The sequence below is a fragment of the Tepidimonas sp. HKU77 genome, from assembly GCF_049728535.1.
Lineage (GTDB): Bacteria > Pseudomonadota > Gammaproteobacteria > Burkholderiales > Burkholderiaceae_C > Tepidimonas.
Genome location: NZ_CP187300.1, coordinates 1,503,711 through 1,528,687, shown reverse-complemented (window position 1 = coordinate 1,528,687; position 24,977 = coordinate 1,503,711). Strand labels below are relative to the sequence as shown.

The following is a 24,977-nucleotide window of genomic DNA, read 5'->3' as shown; positions in this document are numbered from 1 at the left end:
CAGGTCTCCTACCGTGGGGTGGATCAGCGTTTGGGGGCAGTGCGGCGGGTGGCCGTGGCGCGAGCGCCGGTGCGCGTACCGGCACGGCGAGCCGATGCACGGCCGCCCTCGCGTGGCTCGAAGGCGAAGTTCACCTTCCCCGCCTCGGCGTCCCACACCAGCGCCGCCTTGAACGGGCGGCGCGTGCGGTTCGAGACGAACCCTTCCAGCCAGTCGGTGCGGCCGGTGGCCAGCAGCTTGGCCATTTGCTCGCGCGCGATGGGCTGCTGCAAGATGGTGGTGGCGCTCTTGAAGTCGCAGCTGGGGGTTGGCTGCTCGGGCGTCGGCACCGCGCGGCTGCAGACGTACTGGCTGCCATGTTCCACCACGGGACTGCCACACTTGGGACAGGGCCCCAGCGCCTCGCGGCCCGCCAGATCGACCAGTTCGCCGTCGTCGCCGTTGTCCTCGTCACCGAAGTCGAACTCCAGCTTCCACTGGCCGCTGGCGTCGGGCACCACGGTCAGCTCGGCGCTGAAGGGCCAGCCCGCTTTGGAGCGAAAGCCCTCCAGTGGCCCGATGCGGTGCTCGCGCAGCAGGGTCTCGACTTCCTCGGGCGCCAAGACGCGCCCGCCCGGCGCTTTGGGTAGCGAAAACCCGCAGCCCGGCCCCTGGCCGTCGGCACCCGTGCAGGCATAGCGGCGGTAGTTTTCCTTCACCACGCCGCCGCACTGCGGACACGGCGAGCGCAGCGTGGCGTAGTCGCCGGGCACGGAGTCGCGGTCGTATTCTTTGGCCTTGCGCACGATGCGCTCGGTCATGGCGGCGATCTCGCGCATGAAGGCCTCGCGGCTGAGCTGACCGCGCTCCATGAGCGAGAGTTTGTGCTCCCATTCCCCCGTCAGCTCGGGGCGCGAGAGCTCCTCCACACCCAGCCCGCGCAGCAGAGTCATGAGCTGGAACGCTTTCGGCGTCGGCACCAGCTCGCGCCCTTCGCGCAGCAGGTATTTCTCGGCCAGCAGCCCCTCGATGATGGCCGCACGCGTCGCGGGCGTACCCAGCCCCTTGTCGGCCATGGCGGCGCGCAGCTCCTCGTCGTCCACCATCTTGCCCGCACCCTCCATGGCGGCCAGCAGCGTGGCTTCGGTGTAGCGTGCCGGTGGTCGGGTCTGGCGGGCGTCGATGCGCGCGTCTTCGGTGCGCACGGTCTCACCTGGCTGCACCGGCACCAGCGGCTGGCCCTTGTCACCGGCGCGCGCACCCTCGACGTCTTCGGCCGCCTCTTTGCCGTAAACCGCCATCCAGCCCGGTTTGACCAGCACCTTGCCCTCGGTCTTGAAGTGGTGCGTGGCCCCCTCTACGGGCACCTGGGTGATGCGGGTCGTGACCAAAAACTCGGCCGGCGGATAAAACACCGCGATGAAGCGCCGCACCACCAGGTCGTAGAGCTTTTGCTCGGCTTCGCTCAAGCCCTGCGGCACCTGCGGCGTGGGAATGATGGCGAAGTGGTCGCTGACCTTGGTGTTGTCGAACACGCGCTTGGTCGGCCGCACATAGCCCTGCTGCAACGCAGTGCGCGCGTGCGGCGCCAGATGCGCCAAGGGACTGTCGGCCAGCACTTCCAGCGTGTGGCGGACCGTGCCCAGATAATCCTCGGGCAGCGCGCGCGAGTCGGTACGGGGGTAGGTCAGCGCCTTGTGTTTCTCGTACAAGCTCTGCGCCAGCGCGAGCGCGGTCTTGGCGGAAAAGCCGAAGCGCCCGTTGGCTTCGCGCTGCAGGCTGGTCAAGTCGTACAGCAGGCCGCAGGCCTGGGTGGTGGGCTTGGACTCCTCGCTGACCTGCGCGGGGCGGCCGCGCACCGCGTCGGCGATGGCGCGCGCTTCGGCCTCGGTCCACAGCCGTTCGGGCTTGCGCTCAGGGTCGGCGGCATCGCCCTGCGGCTTGCGGAACGCCGGGTCGAACCAGCGCCCCGGGTAGGTGCCGGCTTGCGCGGCAAACGTGGCGTGCACCTCCCAATAATCGCGCGCCACGAAGCGGCGGATCTGCTCCTCGCGCTCGACCACGATGGCCAGCGTCGGCGTCTGCACCCGACCCACCGTGGTCAGGAAAAACCCGCCGTCGCGCGAGTTGAACGCCGTCATGGCGCGCGTGCCGTTGATGCCGACCAACCAATCGGCCTCGGAGCGGCTGCGAGCCGCGTCGGCGAGGGGCCGCATTTGCTCGTCGCTGCGCAATTGCTCGAAACCCTCGCGGATGGCCTGTGGCGTCATCGACTGCAGCCACAGGCGCTGCACGGGCTTGCCCAGCGGCTTGGGGTTGCCGGCCTTGTCGGTGCCTCCGGCGTACTGCTCGATGAGCCGAAAGATGAGCTCGCCCTCGCGCCCCGCGTCGCAAGCATTGACCAGCGTGGTGACGTCCTTGCGCCGCGCCAGCTTGACCACGGCGTTGAGGCGCGCTTTGGTCTTGTCGATGGGCTTGAGCTCGAAATGCGGCGGGATCACCGGCAGGTGCGCAAAGCTCCACTTGCCGCGCTTGACGTCGTACGCCTCGGGCGCGGCGATCTCCAGCAGGTGGCCCACTGCCGAGGTGACGATGTAGCGGTCGTTTTCGTAGTAATCCTCGTGCTTGTCGAATTTGCCACTGACAGGGGTGAGGGCGCGCACGATGTCGAGCGCGACGGAGGGCTTTTCGGCAATGACGAGCGTCTTGCCGGTAGCGGCAGCGGAAGGGTTGGCGGTTGGGCTCATGTCTCTACAATGCGTTCGGGCGTGCCGTGCCGCGCGGCGGAGGACCTTAGGGGGCCCTGCGCCTCGCGCGCGCACGCATGCGCGCCCACACAGCTACCTTAGCAAACTTTCGCCCCGAACCAGCCCGGCCCAACCGCACGCGCCCACCCACACTCGCCATGCCCACCCCGACACCCGCGCCCGATGCCCCGGCCACTGCCGCCGCGCTCGCCCGCTTGGAGGGCGGGGCGCAAGCCCTGTGGCAGTCCCTCGCGCCCTGGTGGCCCGGGCTGGCGGTCGAGGTCGTGCCGACGATCGACTCCACCAATGCCGAGCTGATGCGCCGCGCGCGCGCCGGCCAGACCGACCCGGTGGTGTTGGCCGCCGCATCGCAGAGCGCCGGTCGCGGCCGCTTGGGCCGGTCCTGGGTCACGGTGCCGGGCGCATCGCTGGCACTGTCCATCGGGCTGCCGCTGGCGCCTGCCGACTGGGCGGGGCTGTCGCTGGCGGTGGGGGTGGCCGTCGCCGAGGCGCTCGACCCCGCCGTGCAGCTCAAATGGCCCAACGACCTGTGCTGGCAAGGGCGCAAACTGGGCGGCATTCTGATCGAAACCGCCCCCATCGACCCGGCGCGGCCCGCGTCGCGCTACGCCGTCATCGGCATCGGTCTCAACCTGGCCACGCCGCGGCTGCCGCCCGATGCCCCCGCAGACGCGCTGCCCCCGATCGGCCTGGAGGCGCTGCCGCGCGAAGGCGGGCACCCGGCGCACGACATCGGCCATTGGCTGGCCCGTGTCGGGGCAGCCACGCTGCAGGCGGTGCAGGACTTCGAGCGCGCGGGGTTTGCGCCGCTACAGTCGCGCTACGCGGCGCGCGATGCACTGCGCGGCCAGCGCGTGCGCACGAGCGACGGTGGCGAGGGCATCGCCGACGGCGTGGATGCCGACGGCGCGCTGCGCCTGCGCACCCCAGATGGCGTGCGTCGCGTGCAACAGGGAGAGGTGAGCGTGCGGCCATGCTGAGGTTGCTGGTTTTGGTGCTGCTGCTGGCCAATGCCGCCCTGTGGGGCTGGCGCCACGGCGAGTGGGGCGACGCGCCGGAACGCGCCGGGACGTCGGATCGCCAGCGCCTGGCGCAACAGGTGGAGCCCGAGCGGCTGCGGCTGCTCAATCCCCCTGGCAGCCCCGCTCACACGCTGACAGACCCATCGGTGTCGGACGACCCCGACGCGTCGGCCCCCACTGTGCAGGACGAAGAAGACGGACCACCCCCACCCGCGGAGCCTGCGGCAACTGCGACACGCCCGGCAGCCGTGCGGCGCTGCTGGCAATTGGCGGCCCTGCCGCCGGCGCAAGCCGAGGCACTGCAGCGCAGCGCCGAGACCACCGCCGGCCTGCGCGGACGCCACACCGAACAAACAGCGACGCTGCCCGAGCGCTGGATCGTCTATGTGGGCAAGTTTCCGACTGCCGAGGCGCTGCAGCGCCGCCGCGCCGAGCTGCGCCAGGCGGGCGTCGAGTATCGCGACGTCAACGCCCCCGCGCTGGCGCCGGGGCTGGCGCTGGGCACCTACTCCAGCGAAGAGGCCGCGCGTAAGGCGCTGCTGGACGTGCAACGACAAGGCGTGCGCGACGCCCGTGTGGTGCAGGAGCGCCCCGCCACGCGCGTGCTGACGTTGCGCTGGCCCGATTTGACCGAAGCCGAGCGCGAGCAGCTGCAGGCGGCGCTGGGCCCGGCGGGAAGCTCGCTGACCGCGTGCCCGTAAGGCCCTATTGATCCGGCACCATGAAAATTGAACGTTTCGAGCCCATCCGCGTCGACCGTATACGGACAAGGAAGACGCTCGTTACCAGAAGCTTGAGCAACTTCACGAACGGCGCAAGCAAGTCGTTCGGCTGCACCGAAAGGGCTACGGCGTGATGGCCATCGTGGAACTCACAGGGCTGAGCTACCCGGCGGTGCGCCGCACGATCCTGCGACAAGCGCCCCGAGCAGCTGTGCGGGCTCAAGCTGTCGGTGCGCGCGGCGGGCAGTCACCAACCAGGGCCGCGCCAACTGGATGATCATCGACGGGGCCTTCAACCACGAGCGGCTCGTCGAGTTCTTCGAGGCACTCGTCCGCGATGGCCGCAGGCTGGGTAAGAAGGTCTTCCTCATCCTGGACAACCTGGGCGTGCATCACTGCAAGCCCGTCAAGGCGTGGCTGGCCGAGCACGTGGCCGACATCGAGGTGTTTGACCTGCCCAGCTACAGCCCCGAGCTCAACCCGGACGAGCGGCTCAACGCCGACCTGAAGCACGCCATCGGCACCAAGGTGCCCGCGCGCACCAGACCCAAGCTGCGCGCCGCCGCCGAGCAGCACATGCAGTTCATCGAGGCCAACCCGCAGCGCGTTCGGGCCTACTTCCAAGACCCCATCGTGCAATATGCGGCTTGAAGACATATTCGTGCCGGATCAATAAACGCGCCCGCAACAGCGGGGCACTGGCGTCGTGCGCCAAATAAGCCCCATGGGGTTCGGCTCGACGGCGCTGGACTTTGAACGACGCCCCCGCGGCACTGCGCGGTCGGCGCTACCATTGCGGCGTCACCACCGCGGAGCGCTTACGCATGGGCATGGACGTCATCGACTACGAGATTCGTGGCGCCGAGATGCAGTTCGTCGAGATCGAGCTCGATCCCGGCGAAGCCGCCATTGGCGAAGCCGGCAGCCTCATGTTCATGGACGAGGGCATCGTCATGGACACGGTCTTTGGCGATGGCAGCGCCCAACAGGGCGGGCTGTTTGCCAAACTGCTGGGAGCGGGCAAGCGGCTGGTCACGGGCGAGTCGCTGTTCACCACGGTATATAGCAACACGGCCAACGGTAAACGGCGTGTCGCTTTCGCCGCGCCGTTTCCCGGCAAGATATTGCCCATCGACCTGCGCACGCTCGGTGGCACGCTCGTGTGCCAGAAAGACAGCTTTTTGTGTGCGGCGCGCGGCGTCAGCCTCGGCATCGCCTTTCAGCGACGGCTGTCGGTCGGCTTTTTCGGGGGCGAGGGCTTCATCATGCAACGCCTGGACGGCGACGGGCTGGCCTTCGTGCACGCCGGCGGCACGGTGGTGCGACGCGAACTGGCCGCGGGCCAATCGCTACGCGTGGATACTGGCTGCGTGGTGGCATACACCGCCGAGGTGGACTTTGACATTGAGTACGTCGGCCGCATCAAGACCGCGCTGTTCGGCGGCGAAGGGCTGTTTTTGGCCCGCCTCAGCGGGCCGGGCAGCGTCTGGTTGCAGAGCCTGCCATTCTCCCGCCTGGCGTCCCGTGTATTTGCCGCCGCACCGCAGCTGGGGGGCCGACGCGAGGAGGGATCGATACTGGGTGGCTTTGCGGCGGGGGGCTTGTTGGGCGGCGTCATCGGCGGTGACGGCAGCCACGACTGAGGGGCGCTGGGCGAGCGCTCAATGGCGCGCCACCTCGAAGCCCGCCGCAAGCAACGCCTGCATCACCTGTTCCACGTGCGCCGGGCCGCGCGTCTGAAGGACCAGCTCGATCTCGACGCTTTGCGCCGCCAGCAAAGTAAAAGCACGCTGGTGGTGCACTTGGTCGATGTTGGCGCCGGCCTCGGCCACCACAGCGGCGATGCGCGCGAGCTGCCCTGGCAGGTCACGCGTGCTCACCACCAGCCGCACCAACCGCCCTGCGCGCACCATGCCGCGTTCGATGATCGAGGCCAGCAACAGCGGGTCGATATTGCCGCCACACAGCACCAATCCCACCTGGCGCCCGGCAAAGCGGACTGGGTGCCGCAGCACCGCTGCCAGGCCCGCCGCACCGGCCCCCTCGACCAGGGTCTTTTCGATTTCGAGCAGCAGCACGATGGCCTGCTCGATGTCCTCCTCGTCCACCAGCAGCCAATCGTCCACGTAGCGCTGCGCCAGCTCGAGCGTGCGCTCACCTGGCGCACCCACCGCGATGCCCTCGGCAATGGTGTTGGCCCCTTGTGGCCAGTGGCTACCAGTGACGGCGTTGACCATGGCCGGGAAGCGCCGCGTCTGCACACCGATGATCTCGATATCCGGCTTGATGGCCTTGGCCGCCGCCGCCACGCCCCCGATCAGCCCGCCACCGCCCACGGCAATCGCCAACACGTCGAGCTCGGGCTGGGCGCGCAGCATCTCCAGCCCCACCGTACCCTGCCCGGCGATGATGGCATCGTCATCGTAGGGGTGCACGAAGGTCAAGCCCTGTTCGGCCGCCAGGGTACGCGCGTGCGCGCGCGCCTCCTCCAGCGTGTCGCCGTGCAGCACCACCTCGGCGCCAAAGCCGCGCGTGCGCTCGACCTTCACCCCTGGCGTGAAGCGCGGCATGACGATGACAGCGCGCAGGCCCAGGCGCTGCGCATGGTAGGCCACGCCTTGCGCGTGGTTGCCGGCCGACATGGCGATCACGCCGCGTGCCCGCTCTTCGGGTGTGAGCTGTGCCAATTTGTTGAACGCCCCGCGCTCCTTGAACGAGGCGGTGTACTGCAGGTTCTCGAACTTCAAGTAGACCTGCGCCCCCGTGATCTGCGACAGCGTGCGCGACTCCAGACACGGGGTTTGCAGCACCTGCCCAGCCAGGCGGGCGGCTGCCGCTTCGATATCTGACAAACCGATCATGGTTGATCCTTTTCAGCAAAACAGGATGCCCAACATTGTCACTGGGAATGATGCTCACTAATGGCGCTTCGCCGGTACCCTCGGCTGGCACCACCGCGGGTACGTATTCGTCGCATACTGATGCGCCATTCGGATCCGATTTCCGCGCCATGAACGACGACCACCAACGCATCCACCGCTGGCTCGACGAGCACCGCATCACCGAGGTCGAGTGCCTCATCCCCGACATGACGGGCCAGGCACGCGGCAAGATCGTGCCGCGCCACAAGTACGACCCCGCCGCGGGCCTGCGCCTGCCCGAGGCGGTGCTGACCATGACCGTCACCGGCGACTATCCCGAGCAGGACTTCACGCCCGTGGCCGACCCCGACATGCGGCTCGCGCCCGACTCGACCACGCTGCGCATCGTCCCCTGGGCCAAAGAGCCGACCGCCCAAATCATCCATGACTGCCAGCGTTTCGACGGCTCGTGGATCGAGCTGGCGCCGCGTAACGTGCTGCGCCGCATCCTGTCGTATTACGAACGCGATGGCCTGCAGCCCATCGTCGCGCCGGAAATCGAGTTCTACCTCGTCGAGGTCGAGCCCGACGAGGACATCCCGCTCAAGCCCCCGATCGGCCGCACCAAGCGCACCGAGGCCGGCATGCAGAGCTTCTCCATCGACGCGGTCAACGAATACGACGATATCTTCGACGTCATCTACGGCTGGTGCGAGGCGCAAGGGCTGCAACTCGATACGCTCATTCACGAGATGGGCACCGCGCAAATGGAGATCAACCTGGACCACGGCGAGCCGCTAGCGCTGGCCGACCAGGTTTTTCTGTTCAAACGCACGGTACGCGAGGCTGCCATCCGCCACGGCATGTACGCGACCTTCATGGCCAAGCCGATGCAGGGGCAACCCGGCAGCGCCATGCACATCCACCAGAGCGTGCTCGAGCGCGCCAGTGGGCGCAACATCTTTAGCCAGCCCGACGGCACACCGTCGGAGGCGTTTTTCCACTTCATCGGCGGGCTGCAGACCTACCTGCCCGCGGCGATGGCGTTCTTTGCCCCTTACGTCAACAGCTACCGGCGCCTGTCGCGCTACACGGCGGCACCCATCAACTTGAGCTGGGGCTACGACAACCGCACCTGCGGCCTGCGCGTGCCGCACTCCCCGGCCGAGGCGCGCCGTGTCGAAAACCGCCTGGCGGGGGTCGACGTCAACCCTTACCTGGCCATCGCCGCCAGCTTGGCCTGTGGCTACCTGGGCATGCGCGAGCGCCTGCAGCCCACCCCGCCGTTGACCGGCAGCGCCTACGAGCAGCCGCACCAACTGCCGCGCCACCTGGACGACGCTGTCGAGCGCCTGCTGGCGTGTACACCGCTGGCCGAGCTGTTCGGCGAGCATTTTTTGCGCACCTATGCCGCGATCAAGGAGGCCGAGTACCGCGAGTACTTCGAAGTCGTCAGCCCCTGGGAGCGGCGTTTCTTGTTACTCAGCGTGTGACCCCGGTAGCGCATCCTGGCCTCGTGCACGGCGCAACCGCATCCAAGAGCTTCTCCTCGGTAAACGCACCCCAGTGGTTCGCCACTCAGTACAGATCGCTGCGCTGGGCGAGCTTGAGCGCTTTCTTATCCTTCAGCCCAAAGCGGTAATCGACGCCGGCGCCCAGTGCCGCCTCGCGCGCGCCGATCAGCCAGGCCGCCTCCGACAGATTCACCACCGGCCGTGCCAACATGCGCCGCATCGCTGCGGCCCCACTTCACGCTCGAAGGCCGGTCTGACCTTACTCATGGGAGTCTCGGTCACCCAAGACCGTCGGTATGTATCGACGTTCGAAACCGTGCTGCTGTGACTTTTCCAAAGCGATCTTCGTCAAAGAAAGCACGGACACCGATTCCAGGAGTTGCCCATGCCAGCGCCCATCGACGCCTTCGAGTCCCGTCTTGCGGCAGCGCTGCAAGACAGCCCCGAACCGCCCAACGGCCTGACCCCCGTCTTGCACCGCGCCCGCGCCCGCTTGGCCGTGCGCAACGTGCTGGGGCTAGTGCTGGGGCGTATCTGGTTGGCCTTGGCAAGGCTTCTCGCACCGGCTGTGGCACGGCTGCATCGGGCGTCTGTTCACCGCTGATCACGAAGGAGCTTATCTATGGACCACATCCGAACCGCCCTTGCCTGGGCTTCCGACCCTCTGGTGGCGCTCTACAACCGCCTGGCCATGCTGGCGCCCAACTTGCTGGGCGCGCTCGTCTTGCTGCTGTTCGGCTATCTGCTGGGCAAGCTGCTGGGGGCCGTGACACGGCGCCTACTGGCCAAACTGGGCATCGACGAGCTGGCCAAACGCTCGGGGCTGCAAGGCTTCTTGCAGCAGTGGGGTATGCAGCGTGAGATTTCCGCGCTGCTTGGGACCATCGCCTTCGCCTTCGTGTTGCTGGCCTTTGCCATCTCGGCAGCCGACAGTCTGGGACTGGCTGCGGCAGGGCAGACGGTCGCGCAAGTCATGCTCTTTCTGCCCAAGTTCGTGGCTGCCGTGGTCGTACTCGTGCTGGGGCTGATGGCGGCCAGTTGGCTGGCGGGCCTGGTGCGCCGTGCTGCTGACTCGGCGGGGGTGGACTACGCACCCACGCTCGCGCGGCTGACCATGGGCGTGCTGGCGGCGCTGGTGGTGCTGATGGCGGTCGACCAGCTCGATATCCGCATCGTGTTGCTGCAAGAAGTCATTGGCATTGCCCTGGCCGCCATCGGTGTGGCGGTGGCCCTGTCTTTGGGGTTGGGCACGCGCGGGCTGGCCGGTGAAATCGTCGCCGGTGTCTATCTGCGCGATCTGCTCAAAGAAGGCGATCGCATCGAGTGGAATGGTATCGCCGCCACCGTGCGCGAGGTCGGCACCATCAAGACGGTACTCGTGCTCGCCGATGGCCGTTTGCTGACCGTGGCCAATTCGCGGCTCAGTGCCGATGCGGTCACCGTCTCCCGTTGACCATCATGACCTGCACGGCGATGCGGTGCCCCATCTGGCAGACGACGCCGCGCTGGTCGCTCGGGCGCGCGCTGAACTGCCCTACCGGACGGGTGCCTTTGAAGCGCTGATGCGCCGCCATGGCAGCCGCATTCGCGCGCTCACCCGGCGTTTTACCGCCTGCGCCGCCGATGCCGAAGATCTGGCCCAGGAGGTCATGCTCAAGGTGTTCTTCGAACTGCCGCGCTTTCGCGGCGAATCGGCCTTCAGCACCTGGCTGTGGCGCATCACGGCCAATGTGTGCATCGACCATCGGCGCAAGGCGCAGGCGTGGCCATCCACGGTTTCGTTGCATGACCCAGAAACTCGCGAGGACGCGCACGCCGTGGCCGACTCGAAGGATGCCATTGCCGCCACCGAAGCCCGCCTGGATGCCGAGTCCTTGCTGGCGCGGCTGGCGCCCGACGATCGCATGCTGGTACTACTGCGCCTGCTCGTGGGCCTCGAGTTCGCTGAAATCGCTGAGGCGATGGGTTTGGGGCTGTCGGCAACGAAGATGCGTTATGCCCGTGCCTTGCAGCGCTTGAAAGAGGGGGGCTGAATGCGTTGGCTCTGTACCTGCCAAGCAAGCACGATGGCCAACCGGTCGCGGCGACGCAGGTGCAAGTCACTGATCCCAAAGACCATTTGCGTGTGCTTGCGGGAAGAGGTTGGCGCCGGTTTCGAGAGAAGAGAGGGCAAGAAAGAGTCGAACTGGGCGACTTTCGGGCGATGTGGCTTCACCGCGTGGCGCACGCAGATCGGCGCCGAACCCCGCGTGGTATCGCGGATACCCACAAATCGGGATAGGGGCGGTCAGGATACCTGACCGGGCCCCTCCCACACCACCCGGCATGCGGGTCCGCACCGGGCGGTTCGAGAAGTTGAGGTCATGAGAGACGGGGAACGCCAAGTTTGTCGAAGTAGGCAATGGTCAGCACCCGGTTGAGCTCGCCCGCGCTATTCCGCCACCAGCAGCGGGAATTGCCTGCCACCCGCTTTGCCACGTGTTCGGACGCGCCTAGGTTGAGCAGTTCCCGGTAGATCGTGCTACCCCGCTTCCAGTGCTTGAGGTGGATCGCCCGTAGTCGGTGGCGCAGCCATTCGTCCAGCGATCGCCAGACGCCCGGTGTTTGCGCCAGCCCAAAGTAGGCTTTCCATCCCAACAGATAAGGTTTCAGTCGCTCAATGACCTCCGCCATGCTGCGTCCGCCTGAGCGCCGGGTCAGTTGCCTCACCCGCTGCTTGAACGTCGCCATCGGCTTGTCGGCCACCCTGCGCTTGACGCCCTCCTTGCCAAACCAGAAGCTGTAGCCCAAGAACTTCCTTCCCTTGACGCTGGCCACCGCACTCTTGGCTTCATTGATCTTGAGCCTCAGCTTGCCGTAACACTTGCGCAGCAGCGCCATGACCCGTTCGCCAGCTTTCCGACTACGGACATAGACGTTGCAGTCGTCGGCATAGCGCGCAAAGCAGTGGCCGTGCTTCTCCAGTACCTTATCCACTTCGTCCAGCATCACATTCGCCAGCAGCGGCGACAGCGGCCCACCTTGCGGCGTGCCTTGATACCGCTCAAACACTACGCCATCGCTCATGATGCCGCTGTTCAGGTACGCCCGTATCAGCCGAATGATTCCAGCATCGTCGATGCGTTTGCGTAGGCGGTCGATGAGGATGTCGTGATTGACTCGATCAAAGAATTTCTCCAGATCGACATCAACCACGATCTTCCGTCCGGACTGGATGTAGCTGTCAGGTCCCGGACGATTACGTGGTTTGAAGATGAAAAGATCGGGGCGTTGAGGGTACCACTTTTTCAAGGCCTCCAGAGGTGTTATGTGTCCGATTGCCTTCTGGGGTAAATGATGGTTGTACAGCCAAACATAACGGGTCAAGGTAGTCTCGAGGTCCTCGGCGCTGTTGAAGTGATGGGTGGCAAGGACCTCGGCAATACGGCCGTTGAAGCGTTCGACCATGCCATTGGTCTGAGGGTGTCTGGGCTTGGTGAGGCGATGCTCGATGCCAAGGGCCTGGCAGAGCTGATCGAACTCGTGCTTCCCGGACGGTGCGCGCGCGCCTGAGGCGAAGAGGCGATCCGTGAACTCCTTGCCGTTGTCGGTGAGGATGTGCGTGATTCTGACCGGGCAGGTCTTGTGCAAGGCCTTCAGGAAGCTTCTGGCCGCGGCTGCGGTCTTGTTTGGCTTAATCTGGATGAAGACCCAACGGGTGGCGCGGTCAATGGCGACGAAGAGATAACGCCTCTGATGTTCGTCGGGCATCTGCGGCAGGTACTTGACGTCGATGTGCAGGTAGCCCGGCATGTAGGTCTTGAATGGCTTGGAAGCAGGCGCATCCTTGGCTTCACTGGGCAGTTGGGATAGGCCATGGCGCTTGAGCAGACGATACAGCCCAGAACGTGAGGCCCGGGGGTTGATGAACTCCCGTGTGACCACCAGCAGATCGTCAAGGGGTAGCTGGAGGGTCTTGCGCAGCTCCACCACCAAAAGCTCCTGCGCCGGGGTGAGCGTCGTCTGCAAACGATGCGCGGTATGCGGGCGATCTTCCACAAAGTCCCGACGCTTCCAGCGGCGGATGGTGTCTTCGGATACGCCCAACTCGGCTGCCAAGGCCGCAACCGACAAGGACGAGGACTGGATGTAGGCGCGGGTGGCGGGGGTTGTGGTGGCGTTTTTGTGTAGGCGAATAATCATGGTTGAGCGCTCCGGAGGTTGTCGATCAGCTCTCGCATCACTGCGCGACTAACGAAGAGTGCACGACGCGAAGGATCTATGCAATCGTCCGGAACCCTACAGGCGCATTGTCCCAGCAGTTCCCCTTGCGACTCATCGAGCTGCGCATGCCGTAGCCGGTCAGCGCCTTCTGGAAGTCGGCACTGCAGTATTGGCTGCCGCGATCGCTGTGGCATATCAGTCCCGGCGGCGGATGGCGGCGGAACCAGGCCATGTGCAACGCGTCAATCACCAGCTCGCGCCGCATGTGCGGCTGCATCGACCAGCCCACGACCTGGCGGCTGAACAGGTCGATGATCACCGCCAGGTACAGCCAGCCCTCGTCGGTGGCCACATACGTGATGTCGCTCGTCCACACGGCGTTCGGCGTGGCCGGCTTGAACTGCCGATCCACAAGGTTCGGCGCCACCGGCAGCTTGTGGTTGCTGTCGGTCGTAGCCTTGAACTTGCGCTTGCCTCGGGCGCGGATGCCGTGCAGGCTCATGAGCTTGCGAACGCGCTCCTTACCCACCCGAATGCCGCGTGCCAGCAGTTCCTTCCAGATCCGCGGCCAGCCGTACTCGCCACGCGTTTCGGCATGGATCGCTCGGATATGAACCAGCAGAGCATCGTTGCTGATCCCACGTCGTGGTCGTGCCTGGCGCACACGGTGGTCGTGGTACCCACTGGGGCTCACCCCCAGAACTGCGCACGCCACCGACACGGGCCAGCGCTTGCGGTTACGCTCGATCCAGGCGTACTTCACCCCCGCTCCTTCGCGAAGTACGCCGTCGCTTTTCCCAGGATGTCGCGCTCCATCTTGACCCGCGCCAGCTCCGCGCGCAGCCTGGCGATCTCCATCTGCTCTGGGCTCACCGGCTTGCTTCCAGCCCCCGCCAGACGACCGTCTCGGTCCGCACGGATCCAGTTGTGCAGCGTCTGTTGCGCAATGCCCAGGATCTTCGCCGTCGCCGCCATGCTCTGGCCAGCCTTGACCAGCCTGACCGCTTCCAGCTTGAACTCCAGCGTGTAGCGCGCTCTCGTTGCCTTCGTCACTTCCGTTCTCCTTGCCTGTATTCAACCACTCAGCAAGGGATCCGGTTTCCAGGGGCAAGGTCAGTGGTGCAGACGCGACCGGAATCCAACCCACTCTCTCAACGATTGAGCAATCCCGGGCAATCCTGCGGGTTGTTGTGGACGCAATGGCCCCGGCAATGAACGCCGGTCAGTCAGTGCAGGGCGGACTCTCACCTTGTGCGGCGCCGATTGACCGGTAGCGTCGCAGCCTACCATCGAGTGGTTAGCCCCAGCTATGACCGATGGCCCGCCAGCGCGTGTTGGTCAACGAGTTGGCCCGACATCCGCTGGCGTGCAGTTCACGAATTGAATCGAGTAGTCAAGGAACCTCTGCACTACCCCGCCCACTCGTTCGTGGCGACGAGTTGAGGGTCAATATCGTTTCACATGACGGGATCGAAGCAGATGCTGAGCCGTCTTTTGGCTCCAGCAAGCCCCTTGATGGGCCCTCTGGAGCCCCATCCGGCCCCAGTGAGCCCACTGCGGGCGCACTTATCCCGTCGCAGCCAGCAAGGCTTTGCGCGCCAGCCACAGATTGACCAGCGCAAACAGGACGTTGAGCTGCGCGCCGTTCTTGGCCAAGCCTCGATAGGGCGTCTTGCGGTAGCCAAACTGGCATTTGAGTACCCGAAACGGATGCTCACCCTTGGCACGAATGCGCGCCTTGGTGCGTTCCAAGGCATCCATCACCTGGCCAAGAAAAGTGCGCTTGTCCAATGCCCGGCGCTTGCCCGGCCGCATGGCCACGTGCCAAGCGACTTGCTTGCCCTGGTTTTCCGCTCGCTTGTCCACTCCCTGATAGCCCGCATCGGCAAAGACGTCGGTCTCTTGCCCGTGCAAGAGCCGATGCGCCTGCGTCACATCCGAGACGTTGGCAGCGGTGGCCACCACCGTGTGTACCAGCCCTGTCTCGGCGTCGACCCCAACGTGCGCTTTCATGCCGAAGTACCACTGGTTGCCCTTCTTCGTCTGGTGCATCTCAGGGTCGCGCTCACGGCGGGCGTTCTTGGTCGAGCTGGGAGCAGCAATGAGCGTGGCATCCACGATGGTGCCGCTCTTGAGCATGAGGCCACGCTCGGTCAGGATGCGATTGACCGTCTCGAGGATACGCTGGCTCAGGCCGTGTTGCTCCAGCAGGTGGCGAAAGCGCAGGATGGTGCTCTCATCCGGCACGACATCCACCCCCAGGTCCAGACCAACAAAGCTCGCCAGCAGCGGCGTGTCGTACAAGGCTTCCTCCACCGCCGGGTCCGACAGACCAAACCACTGCTGCAAAAAATGAATCCTCAGCAGCTTCTCTACCGCAAAGGGTGGCCGCCCACCCTTGGGACCCGCCTTCGGCGCATACGGCTCGATGAGTGCGACCAACTCTGCCCACGGCACCACACGGTCCATCTGCTCCAAAAACGCACGCTTGCGGGTGCGCTTGGCGCGCAGCTCAAAGCCCGTATACATCGGCGCCTCCAGACTCATCTGCTTCATGTCGCTATTGTCCCATCCCGGCAGTCTGGCAGGAAGGTTTTGCAGACCTTCCTCAATGGTTGGAATGACCCTTACGGAGAAGAAAATCGAGTCGAGCGACCTCGTTGCCGTTGGCTGTAATCTTCTGGCCATCGACCGTTTCGAGCGATTGCCCCTCTTTCAGGTGGATAGCCCGTCCGAACTTGTCTTCCAGCGCCATCTTGCCGTCCTCGAATACATACAGGGTTCCACCGTCCTTGAGGAGGAACATTTTCTTGGCGCTGGCCGCTGCCGCGTCACCAGCGAACGATGGGGTTACGATGGCGCTCAGCACGGTGGCGGCGACAACAGCGGTAATCCTGGCTTTCATCTCTACATGTAGGGTTCCGGACGATTGCATAGATCCTTCGCGTCGTGCACTCTTCGTTAGTCGCGCAGTGATGCGAGAGCTGATCGACAACCTCCGGAGCGCTCAACCATGATTATTCGCCTACACAAAAACGCCACCACAACCCCCGCCACCCGCGCCTACATCCAGTCCTCGTCCTTGTCGGTTGCGGCCTTGGCAGCCGAGTTGGGCGTATCCGAAGACACCATCCGCCGCTGGAAGCGTCGGGACTTTGTGGAAGATCGCCCGCATACCGCGCATCGTTTGCAGACGACGCTCACCCCGGCGCAGGAGCTTTTGGTGGTGGAGCTGCGCAAGACCCTCCAGCTACCCCTTGACGATCTGCTGGTGGTCACACGGGAGTTCATCAACCCCCGGGCCTCACGTTCTGGGCTGTATCGTCTGCTCAAGCGCCATGGCCTATCCCAACTGCCCAGTGAAGCCAAGGATGCGCCTGCTTCCAAGCCATTCAAGACCTACATGCCGGGCTACCTGCACATCGACGTCAAGTACCTGCCGCAGATGCCCGACGAACATCAGAGGCGTTATCTCTTCGTCGCCATTGACCGCGCCACCCGTTGGGTCTTCATCCAGATTAAGCCAAACAAGACCGCAGCCGCGGCCAGAAGCTTCCTGAAGGCCTTGCACAAGACCTGCCCGGTCAGAATCACGCACATCCTCACCGACAACGGCAAGGAGTTCACGGATCGCCTCTTCGCCTCAGGCGCGCGCGCACCGTCCGGGAAGCACGAGTTCGATCAGCTCTGCCAGGCCCTTGGCATCGAGCATCGCCTCACCAAGCCCAGACACCCTCAGACCAATGGCATGGTCGAACGCTTCAACGGCCGTATTGCCGAGGTCCTTGCCACCCATCACTTCAACAGCGCCGAGGACCTCGAGACTACCTTGACCCGTTATGTTTGGCTGTACAACCATCATTTACCCCAGAAGGCAATCGGACACATAACACCTCTGGAGGCCTTGAAAAAGTGGTACCCTCAACGCCCCGATCTTTTCATCTTCAAACCACGTAATCGTCCGGGACCTGACATCTACACTCCTTTCAATCAAACGTGAAGGCATTTCTGTCAATGCCTTGTGCGACTGCACAGTATGTATTCTGCGAAGCCACCGCTGACGGGAAGATGAGACGGCCGTTACGTATATGTCAGATTCCATTCGGGATGGGATCGGGATTAATTGTCGTGTGCCAATCTCAATGCATTCCTGCTCACCGAGGCGGGGCGCGGACTCATCGCCACATCGGTGCAAGTGCTTATGGCGATGCCGACTGGGCGCCAAGTGCGGTATCGGTGTGAGGCGGCTCAGGTGCCGTGGTCGAGAGCATTCCAGGCCTCGATAGGGATCAGGTGTCCAACGTCGGGTGGCAACCGATACGACAGACCCAGCGATCTGGGAGTGCAACCAGCACCCACCACGGCACGCGCGACGATCCTCGTGTTCAGACAAGACGGACGCCGCGCAAACGCAGCGCATTGCCGATCACCGATGCGGAGCTGAGACTCATTGCCAGGGCGGCGATCAACGGTGAAAGCAGCCAACCGGTGAGCGGATACAGCACGCCGGCCGCAATGGGAATGCCCAGTGCGTTGTAGAGACTGTTGGACGGATTCATCCGGGCCAGCCTGGTGGGGCTGCCCTTCCTGCTGGCGGCGGTGGCCGTGGGTGCCTGGCTCATCACGCGCACCGGGCTGGCGCCGTTGCTGCGCTTTCGGCGGCAGGCGGCATCGATCGGGGCGCGGTCCCTCGGGCGTCGCATCACCGAGGCGAACCTGCCGTCGGAACTGCAGGAGCTGGCGCGGGAGCTGAATGCGATGCTGGAGCGCATCGACGCCGGCTACCGAAGGCTGCAGGAGTTCTCCGCCGACCTGGCGCACGAGCTGCGCACTCCCATCGCCACGCTCCTCGGGCGCAGCCAGGTGGCCCTGTCGCAGCCGCGCCGCCCCGAGGAGCTGCGCGACGTGCTGGAAGGCAACATCGAGGAGCTGGAACGGCTCTCCCGCCTCATCGCCGACATGCTGTTCATTGTCCAGGCGGACCATGGCCAGGCGCTGGCGTGCCACGAACGCGTGCACTTGCACGAGGAGTCGAACCGGGTCACCGAGTACCTGGGCCTGGTCGCGGAGGAAAAGGGCGTGACGGTCAACGTGGCAGGGGAGGCGACCATCGACGGCGACCCGCTGTTGATCCAGCGCGCGGTGACCAACCTGCTCTCCAATGCGGTGCGCCACGCTCGCGCCCACTCGGTGGTCGATGTCTCGATCCAACAGGACGCAGACGGGGCAGCCTCGCTGGCCGTGAGCAACGTCGGCGATCCGATCGCGCCCGAGCAGCTGGCACGGCTGTTCGACCGCTTCTACCGTGCGGACGCCTCGCGCGCCCGGTGGAGCGGTGGCACCGGGCTGGGGTTGGCCATCGTGCGCTCGATCATGCACGCGCACGGCGGCGAGGTGCAGGCCGCCAGCGATGCGGCGGGCGGCCGCAACACCTTCACCCTGCACTTTCCGGGCGCAGGCCCGCAGCGACATCACTCGGCGGCAGCGTAAGCGTCCCTCGCCGCGGAAGCCGCGTTCGGTGTGCGCGCAGCGCGTCTGAGCTCCCATTCCTTCACCAGCGCGTAGATCGCCGGGATGACGCCCAGGGTGAGCACGGTCGAGGAGATCATGCCGCCTACCATGGGGGCGGCGATGCGGCTCATGATCTCCGAGCCTGTACCGGTGCCCCACATGATCGGCAGGAGGCCGGCCATGATCGCGACGACCGTCATCATCTTCGGACGCACGCGTTCGACGGCACCTTCCATGATGGCGGCGTAGAGGTCGGCCGCCTGCGGACGTCGGCCTTCCCGTTCACACCGTCGGCGCGCCTCGTCCCAGGCGTGATCGAGGTAGATCAGCATCACGACGCCCGTCTCCGCGGCCACGCCGGCCAGCGCGATGAAGCCCACCGCCACCGCCACGGAGAGGTTGTATCCGAGCATCCACAGCAGCCAGACGCCGCCGACCAGCGCGAAGGGAACCGACAGCATCACGATGAGCGTTTCCGTCAGGCGGCGGAAGTTCAGGTACAGCAGCAGGAAGATCGTCAGCAGGGTCACCGGAATGACGATCTTCATGCGGTCGATGGCGCGCTCCATGTACTCGAACTGGCCGCTCCAGGTGGCGTAGTAGCCGGGCGGGAACTTCACCTGCTCGGCCACGGCCTTGCGCGCCTCGGCCACGTAGGAGCCGATGTCGCGGTTGCGGATGTCGACGAAGATGTACGCCGACAGCAACCCGTTCTCCGTCCGGATGCCGGGCGTCCCGCGGGCCACCTGCACCTTCGCGACCTGGCCGAGCGGGACCATCGTGCGGCCCTCCATCGTCGGCACCAGCACCTCGCGCTCGATCAACTGAGGGTTGGCCCGCAGCTCGCGCGGATAGCGCACCGTCACGCCATAACGCTCCCGTCCTTCGACCGTCGTGGTGACGATCTCGCCGCCCAGCGCGGTCGAGATCACATCCATCAGCTCCCCGACCGAGAGCCCGTAGCGCGCAAGCTGCGCGCGGTCCGGTTCAATGTTGAGATAGAAGCCGCCCGTGATGCGCTCGGCGAAGGCCGAGGTCGTGCCGGGGACCTTCTTGACGACGGCCTCGATCTCCTTGGCCAGCCGCTCCATCTCCAGCAGGTCCTTGCCGAACACCTTGATGCCGATGGGCGTGCGGATGCCCGTGGAGAGCATGTCGATGCGGGCCTTGATCGGCATGGTCCAGGCGTTGGATACACCGGGGAACTGGAGGGCCTGGTCCATCTCGGCGATGAGCTTGTCCACCGTCATCCCCTCGCGCCATTCGGATTCGGGCTTGAGGTTGATGACGGTCTCGAACATCTCCAGCGGGGCCGGGTCGGTGGCGGTGTTCGCGCGGCCCGCCTTGCCGTAGACCGAAGCCACCTCGGGGAAGCTCTTGATGATCTTGTTCTGCGTCTGAAGCAGCTCGGCAGCCTTGGTGATCGACATGCCCGGCAGGGATGCAGGCATGTACAGCAGGGTGCCCTCGTTGAGCGTGGGCATGAACTCGGTGCCGAGCCGGCTCGCGGGGTACAAGGTGGCCAGCAAGACGATCACCGAGGCGAGGATGGTCGTCTTCTTCCAGCGCATCACGCCGGCGATCATCGGGCGGTAGGCCCAGATCAGGAAGCGGTTCACCGGGTTCTTCGCCTCCGGCAGGATGCGTCCGCGGATGAACAGCATCATCAGCACCGGCACGAGCGTCACCGACAGCAGCGCGGCGCCCGCCATCGAGAAGGTCTTCGTGTAGGCCAGCGGCGAGAACAGCCGCCCCTCTTGCGACTCCAGCGTGAACACCGGCAGGAACGACACGGTGATGATGAGCAGCGAGAAGAAGAGCGCGGGCCCCACCTCCTTGCAGGCGTCGAGTATCGCGGCGGCCCGCTCGGCCGTGGTGTGCCCTGCCGGCAAGCGCTCCAGGTGCTTGTGGGCGTTCTCGATCATCACGATCGCCGCGTCCACCATGGCCCCGATGGCGATGGCAATGCCGCCCAGACTCATGATGTTGGAGTTCATCCCGAGCAGGCGCATCGCGATGAAGGCGATGAGCACCCCCACCGGCAGCATCAGGATCGCGACCAGGGCCGAGCGCACGTGCAGCAGGAAGATGACGCACACCGCTGCGACGATCAGGCTTTCCTCGATCAGCGTCCGCGTGAGCGTGTCGATGGCACGGTGGATCAGCTCGGACCGGTCGTAGACCGACTCGATCGAAACACCGGCGGGAAGCCCGGACGCGATCTCGGCGATCTTGAGCTTGAGGTTGTCGATCACCTCCAGCGCATTCTGACCATAGCGGGCCATCGCGATGCCCGACACCACTTCGCCTTCGCCGTTGAGCTCCGAAAGCCCCCGGCGCTCGTCGGGTACGAGCTCCACCCGCGCGATGTCGCGGATGAGGACCGGCGTGCCGCCGTCGCTCTTGACCGCGAGGGTCTCCAGGTCCGCCGGCCCGCGCAGGTAGCCCCTGCCGCGCACCATGTACTCGGTTTCCGCCATTTCGACGACGCGTCCGCCCACGTCGCGGTTGGAGTCGCGGATGACCTGCGAGACCTTCGACAGCGGAATGCCGTAGGAACGCAGCTTGGCCGGGTCCACGGTGACCTGGTAGGTCTGGACGAACCCGCCCAGGGAGGCGACCTCGGCCACGCCAGGGGCCTTCGTGAGTTGGTAGCGCACGTACCAGTCCTGGATGCTGCGCAGCTCGGCGAGCGTGCGGTCCTTGGCGAGCAGCACGTACTGGTACACCCAGCCCACGCCCGTGGCGTCGGGCCCGAGCTGCGGGCTCACGCCTTTCGGCAGGCGGCCGGCCGCGGAGTTCAGGTACTCCAGTACCCGGCTGCGCGCCCAGTAGATGTCGGTGCCGTCCTCGAAGATCACGTAGACGAAGGAGGCCCCGAAGAACGAGAAGCCCCGCACGACCTTCGACTTGGGCACCGCCAGCATGGCGGTGGTCAGCGGGTAGGTGACCTGGTCCTCGACGACCTGGGGCGCCTGCCCCGGGTACTCCGTGTACACGATGACCTGGACGTCGGACAGGTCCGGCAGCGCATCCAGCGGCGTCTTCAGCACGGCATAGAGGCCGCCGACGACGACGAACAAGGTGGCGAGCAGGACGACGAAGGGATTGCGGCCGGACCAGTCGATGATCTTGGTAAGCATCGCCGCTCCTTACATCCGGGAAACGGACGTGATGACCCATTCGCCCGGTTCGCGCTCGACGAACTCGAACCTGACCTTGGTACCAGGCTTCAAGTCGCGCAGCAGGCTTTCGTTGGCCACCTTGAACTCCATGGTCATGGCCGGCCAGCCCAAGGTGGGAACGGGGCCATGGTTGATGCTCAGCGAGCCGGTCTTTGCGTCCACGTCCTCCACGATGCCCTCGGCCCGGTGCCCCACCGAGGCGGGCGCGCCGGCGGCGGGCGGGGGAGCGGCATGGCCGGCATGGCCGGCATGGGCCGCAGCGCCGGTGGCCGCAGGGCCCGAGGCTGGCACCGCCGAGGGGCCGGGAGCGGCATGGCCGGCATGGGCCGCCAGCGCGCCAACGGCGGCTTTGAGGTTGCTCTCGGCGTCGATCAGGAAGTTCGCGGCCACCACGACCTGCTCGCCCTCACGCACGCCCTCCAGCACCTGGACGTGGGTGTCGCTGCGCGCGCCCGTCTTCACCTCCCGCGGCTCGAAGCGGCCCTCGCCGACTTGCACCAGGACGATGCGTCGCGTTCCGCTGTCGATGACGGCCGAATCGGGCACGGCCAGGACCGGCCTCGTGTCGGCGGCGGCCAGCTCCACCTGGGCGAACATGGCCGGCTTGAGCAGGTGCCCCGGATTGGCGAGTTCGAGCCGCACGGGGATCGTCCTCGTCTGCGCGTTCAGCGTGGGATACACGTAAGTCACCGTGCCGCTGAAGGTCCTTTCCGGGTACGCATCGATGCGCACCGTGGCCCGCGCACCGCGCTTGAGCGAGCCGATGTCCTGCTCGAAGACATCAGCGATCACCCAGACGGCGCCGAGGTCCGTCACCTGGTACAGCGTTTCGCCCGGCATGAACCGCATGCCCTGGACGGCTTTCTTCTCGGTCACGATGCCGCTGACCGGCGAGCGGAACGTCACGGTGCGGCGGATTTCGCCGGTGCGGGCGAGCGCTTCCACCTGATCAGGCGGGATGTCCCAGTTGCGCAGGCGCAGCAGGCTCGATTCCGCCAGCTGGCGCATGCCGGCGGCGGCGTCGCCCCCCGCTCCCGCCAGCGCTCGCACCCCCTGAGCCGCGATGGCGTACTCGCGCTGGGCCGAGACCAGCTCCGGGCTGTACACCTCGAACAGCGCCTGGCCGCGTGCGACCGGCTGCCCCGTTGCGTTCACATGGAGGCGCTCCACGTACCCTTCGAACTTGGCCGTCACGGCATAGACGCGGCGCTCGTCGGGCTCCACACGTCCGCTCGCGCGCACGACGCGTCCCAACGGACGCAGGGCGGCGGCTTCCGTTCGCACACCCATCTTCTGCACCTTCTCGGCGCTGATACGGACCTGCGGCGCGCCGCTCGTGCTTTCGGGCTCCTCGCCTTCGTACACGGGGATGTAGTCCATCCCCATCGGATCCTTCTTGGGTGTGGGCGAGGTGTCCGGCAACCCCATCGGGTTGCGGTAGTAGAGGATCCTGCGCGCCGCAGGCCCGGCCTTCGCGGTCTCGGCACTGGTGGGGGTTGCCGTGGCGGCGGAGTGCTGGCGGCTGCTCCACCATTGGCCGGCCACGACACCGGCTGCGGCCACGGTCACGGTGAGCAGGGCCACGAACGAGTTCTTCACAGCGCGTCTCCCAGGATGCGTTCGATCTCCGCGGCGCGCATCTGCGCGTCGACCTGTGTTTTGAGCAGGTCCAGGCGGGCCCTGCGGGTCTGGCGTAGTGCTTCCAGCAGGCTGGTGAAGTCCACCTTGCCCGTCTCGTAACCGGCCAGCGCGGATTGCAGGCTCAACTCGGCCTGCGGCAGTTGGCGCGTTCGGATCAGCTCTTCGCCGTGGCGCGCCGCCTCCAGCGCCGACAGCTGCTCTTCGAGCTCGGCGGCGGCCTGGGTGGCAGCGGCCTCGGCGCGTGCACGCGCCGCTTCGACCATGGCCGCGGCCTCGCGCTCCTGCGACCGACGGCTGGCTTGCTGGAGCGGGATGTTGAACTCCACCATCAGCGTCCACTCCGTCACGCGCGACCTCATCTGCGTGGGAGTGATCCCGATGTTGAAGTCGGGATAGCGGTTGCGCCACGTGAGGTCGCGGTTCGATTGCGCGGCCTCGAGCCGGGCTGCCTCCGCCCGCACCAGGGGGTTGGCCTCGCGCACGCGAGCCAACAGTTCGGTTGCGGGCAATGCTGCCGTGGCGGGCAGGGCCGGCAGGTCTTGCGGTTCCGCCAGCGGCGCGCCCGGGCCGCGCCCGAGCAGCGCGTTCAGCCGCGCCTGCAACTGGCGCTTGTCGTTGGCCGCCGCGATCAGCTCCGAGCGCATGGCGGTTTGCTCCAACTGGGCGCGAAGCACGTCCTGCTGCGCCGCCAGGCCGCCGGCATAGCGGGTCTGGGCCACCTGCTCCATGCGGGTGACGAGGTCCAGGAGTTCGCGGGTGATGCGTTCGTTGCGGCTGGCCAGGAAGTACTGCGCATAGGCCACGCGGATGCGCGCGGCCTGCTCCGCCCAGAGGACCGCGGCCCGCGCCTGGGCCTGCCGGGCCTCCGCTTCCGCGGCCTGGCGGCGCAGCTCGCGCTTGCCCCAGGCGGGGAACTGCTGCATCAACGTGTACTTCGTCTGGGCCACCTTCGACGGCAGCAAGCTGGGGCCGGCGCTGTTGCCGTAGTTGTTGAAGTTCTCGAGCTCGACGCGCAGCACCGGGTCGGGCAAGGCTGCGGCCGGCTGCACGCGCTGTGCCGCGGCAGCGGCTTCGTGCTGCATCGAGGCGAGCTCGGGGTTGTTCTGGCGGGCGTAGTCGAGAAGAGATGCGAGGTCGCTGCCCAGTGCGGCCTGCTGCGCGGCTGCCCACAGGGGCAACGCCAACAGGACGGCACCGGCGCCAGCACGTACCCCTGCAAGGGACCAATGGCGGGCCATGTCGCGGGCGAGGAAGCCGAGGAACGGCATCAGCGCCGGGTCGTCGCTGTCGCCGGGGGCCGCGCGCGTGAGCACGACCTCACCGTTCGGGCGGATGGTGTAGTGGATCTTGTCGCGCTTGCCCAGGCGCAGCGCGCGGCGCACGGTTTCCGGCACGGTCGTCTGATAGCGATCGGTCAGCGTTGATTCGGCTTCGAGGGTGGCAGGCATGGCGGTTCTCCGGCTGCAATCGGGACGAGTGCAATGCAACTGCGCCAGCTATGACCGATGACCCGCCAGCGCGTGTTGGTCAACGAGTTGGCCCGACATCCGCTGGCGTGCAGTTCACGAATT

18 protein-coding genes and 5 pseudogenes are annotated in these 24,977 nt (G+C 66.1%); 10 read left to right on the top strand and 13 right to left on the bottom strand.

The genetic code is table 11. The annotated features are described in order from the left end of the window. Positions 1-23 precede the first annotated feature (23 nt). The gene (locus tag ACPP3B_RS07320; protein ID WP_424858596.1) at positions 24-2,726 is read right to left on the bottom strand and encodes a DNA topoisomerase III; all 2,703 of its coding nucleotides are present in this window, start codon (positions 2,724-2,726) and stop codon (positions 24-26) included. Positions 2,727-2,884: 158 nt separating this feature from the next. Here ACPP3B_RS07320 and ACPP3B_RS07315 point away from each other — a divergent pair, with 158 nt between their 5' ends. From ACPP3B_RS07315 to ACPP3B_RS07300, 4 genes and pseudogenes are all read left to right on the top strand, one after another. Further along, positions 2,885-3,727 carry a biotin--[acetyl-CoA-carboxylase] ligase gene (locus tag ACPP3B_RS07315; protein ID WP_299022998.1) on the top strand — a complete coding sequence of 281 codons (843 nt, stop codon included), beginning with the start codon at positions 2,885-2,887 and terminating at the stop codon, positions 3,725-3,727. Continuing rightward, entirely contained in the window at positions 3,721-4,470 is a 750-nt protein-coding gene (locus tag ACPP3B_RS07310) for an SPOR domain-containing protein (RefSeq protein WP_299023000.1), read from the top strand. The genes ACPP3B_RS07315 and ACPP3B_RS07310 overlap by 7 nt, the downstream gene beginning before the upstream one ends. A gap of 61 nt (positions 4,471-4,531) precedes the next feature. After that, positions 4,532-5,142, top strand: a pseudogene (locus tag ACPP3B_RS07305) (transposase); the annotation flags it as partial. Between the two features lie 173 nt (positions 5,143-5,315). Beyond that, positions 5,316-6,134 (top strand): TIGR00266 family protein, encoded by an 819-nt coding sequence (locus ACPP3B_RS07300; protein ID WP_299023006.1) that lies wholly within the window; start codon positions 5,316-5,318, stop codon positions 6,132-6,134. Between the two features lie 18 nt (positions 6,135-6,152). Here the strand turns inward: ACPP3B_RS07300 and ACPP3B_RS07295 are convergent, their stop codons facing one another. Continuing rightward, positions 6,153-7,352 carry a threonine ammonia-lyase gene (locus tag ACPP3B_RS07295; protein WP_424858595.1) on the bottom strand — a complete coding sequence of 400 codons (1,200 nt, stop codon included), beginning with the start codon at positions 7,350-7,352 and terminating at the stop codon, positions 6,153-6,155. Between the two features lie 149 nt (positions 7,353-7,501). On the opposite strand from ACPP3B_RS07295, the gene ACPP3B_RS07290 reads away from it, so the two are divergent. Then, entirely contained in the window at positions 7,502-8,845 is a 1,344-nt protein-coding gene (locus tag ACPP3B_RS07290; protein ID WP_299023003.1) for a glutamine synthetase family protein, read from the top strand. Between the two features lie 85 nt (positions 8,846-8,930). Here the strand turns inward: ACPP3B_RS07290 and ACPP3B_RS07285 are convergent, their stop codons facing one another. Beyond that, positions 8,931-9,077, bottom strand: a complete 147-nt coding sequence (locus tag ACPP3B_RS07285; protein ID WP_424858594.1) for a hypothetical protein — start codon at positions 9,075-9,077, stop codon at positions 8,931-8,933. A gap of 174 nt (positions 9,078-9,251) precedes the next feature. Between ACPP3B_RS07285 and ACPP3B_RS07280 the strand changes: the two genes are divergently transcribed. The 3 genes from ACPP3B_RS07280 to ACPP3B_RS07270 are packed head-to-tail and all read left to right on the top strand — an operon-like array spanning position 9,252 to position 10,899. After that, a complete protein-coding gene (locus ACPP3B_RS07280; RefSeq protein ID WP_424858593.1) occupies positions 9,252-9,470 on the top strand; it encodes a hypothetical protein in 219 nt (72 codons plus the stop codon). A gap of 18 nt (positions 9,471-9,488) precedes the next feature. Then, entirely contained in the window at positions 9,489-10,319 is an 831-nt protein-coding gene (locus tag ACPP3B_RS07275; protein ID WP_424858592.1) for a mechanosensitive ion channel family protein, read from the top strand. Beyond that, positions 10,297-10,899: a sigma-70 family RNA polymerase sigma factor gene (locus ACPP3B_RS07270; RefSeq protein WP_424858591.1), complete on the top strand. Its 603-nt coding sequence runs from the start codon at positions 10,297-10,299 to the stop codon at positions 10,897-10,899. Before ACPP3B_RS07275 ends, ACPP3B_RS07270 begins: the two co-directional genes overlap by 23 nt. A 328-nt stretch (positions 10,900-11,227) precedes the next feature. Here ACPP3B_RS07270 and ACPP3B_RS07265 read toward each other — a convergent pair. The 5 genes and pseudogenes from ACPP3B_RS07265 to ACPP3B_RS07245 form a co-directional block, all read right to left on the bottom strand. Then, positions 11,228-12,088, bottom strand: a pseudogene (locus ACPP3B_RS07265) (reverse transcriptase domain-containing protein); the annotation flags it as partial. Beyond that, positions 12,089-13,048 (bottom strand): annotated as a pseudogene (locus tag ACPP3B_RS07260) (IS481 family transposase); the annotation flags it as partial. It lies immediately after the preceding pseudogene. A 100-nt stretch (positions 13,049-13,148) separates the two neighbouring features. Next, positions 13,149-14,122: pseudogene (locus ACPP3B_RS07255) on the bottom strand (IS3 family transposase); the annotation flags it as partial. 513 nt (positions 14,123-14,635) lie between these two features. Beyond that, entirely contained in the window at positions 14,636-15,625 is a 990-nt protein-coding gene (locus ACPP3B_RS07250) for an IS5 family transposase (protein WP_066708478.1), read from the bottom strand. A gap of 52 nt (positions 15,626-15,677) precedes the next feature. Then, positions 15,678-15,974 carry a CopK family periplasmic copper-binding protein gene (locus ACPP3B_RS07245; RefSeq protein WP_058616470.1) on the bottom strand — a complete coding sequence of 99 codons (297 nt, stop codon included), beginning with the start codon at positions 15,972-15,974 and terminating at the stop codon, positions 15,678-15,680. A 108-nt stretch (positions 15,975-16,082) separates the two neighbouring features. On the opposite strand from ACPP3B_RS07245, the gene ACPP3B_RS07240 reads away from it, so the two are divergent. Continuing rightward, a complete protein-coding gene (locus ACPP3B_RS07240) occupies positions 16,083-17,069 on the top strand; it encodes an IS481 family transposase (protein WP_424858590.1) in 987 nt (328 codons plus the stop codon). Between the two features lie 385 nt (positions 17,070-17,454). Here the strand turns inward: ACPP3B_RS07240 and ACPP3B_RS07235 are convergent, their stop codons facing one another. Next, positions 17,455-17,628 (bottom strand): hypothetical protein, encoded by a 174-nt coding sequence (locus ACPP3B_RS07235; RefSeq protein ID WP_424860207.1) that lies wholly within the window; start codon positions 17,626-17,628, stop codon positions 17,455-17,457. Between ACPP3B_RS07235 and ACPP3B_RS07230 the strand changes: the two genes are divergently transcribed. Continuing rightward, positions 17,615-18,559 (top strand): heavy metal sensor histidine kinase, encoded by a 945-nt coding sequence (locus ACPP3B_RS07230; protein ID WP_424858589.1) that lies wholly within the window; start codon positions 17,615-17,617, stop codon positions 18,557-18,559. The genes ACPP3B_RS07235 and ACPP3B_RS07230 overlap by 14 nt on opposite strands. On the opposite strand, the gene ACPP3B_RS07225 is transcribed toward ACPP3B_RS07230, so the two are convergent. The 4 genes and pseudogenes from ACPP3B_RS07225 to ACPP3B_RS07210 all read right to left on the bottom strand — a co-directional run. After that, positions 18,541-21,723 (bottom strand): efflux RND transporter permease subunit, encoded by a 3,183-nt coding sequence (locus ACPP3B_RS07225; protein WP_424858588.1) that lies wholly within the window; start codon positions 21,721-21,723, stop codon positions 18,541-18,543. The two genes, ACPP3B_RS07230 and ACPP3B_RS07225, sit on opposite strands and share 19 nt — an antisense overlap. Positions 21,724-21,732: 9 nt before the next feature. After that, positions 21,733-23,349 carry an efflux RND transporter periplasmic adaptor subunit gene (locus tag ACPP3B_RS07220; RefSeq protein ID WP_424858587.1) on the bottom strand — a complete coding sequence of 539 codons (1,617 nt, stop codon included), beginning with the start codon at positions 23,347-23,349 and terminating at the stop codon, positions 21,733-21,735. Between the two features lie 11 nt (positions 23,350-23,360). After that, positions 23,361-24,644 (bottom strand): TolC family protein, encoded by a 1,284-nt coding sequence (locus ACPP3B_RS07215; RefSeq protein WP_424860162.1) that lies wholly within the window; start codon positions 24,642-24,644, stop codon positions 23,361-23,363. Beyond that, a pseudogene (locus ACPP3B_RS07210) lies at positions 24,633-24,854 on the bottom strand (type II toxin-antitoxin system PrlF family antitoxin); the annotation flags it as partial. The gene ACPP3B_RS07215 and the pseudogene ACPP3B_RS07210, both read right to left, overlap by 12 nt. Positions 24,855-24,977 lie beyond the last annotated feature (123 nt).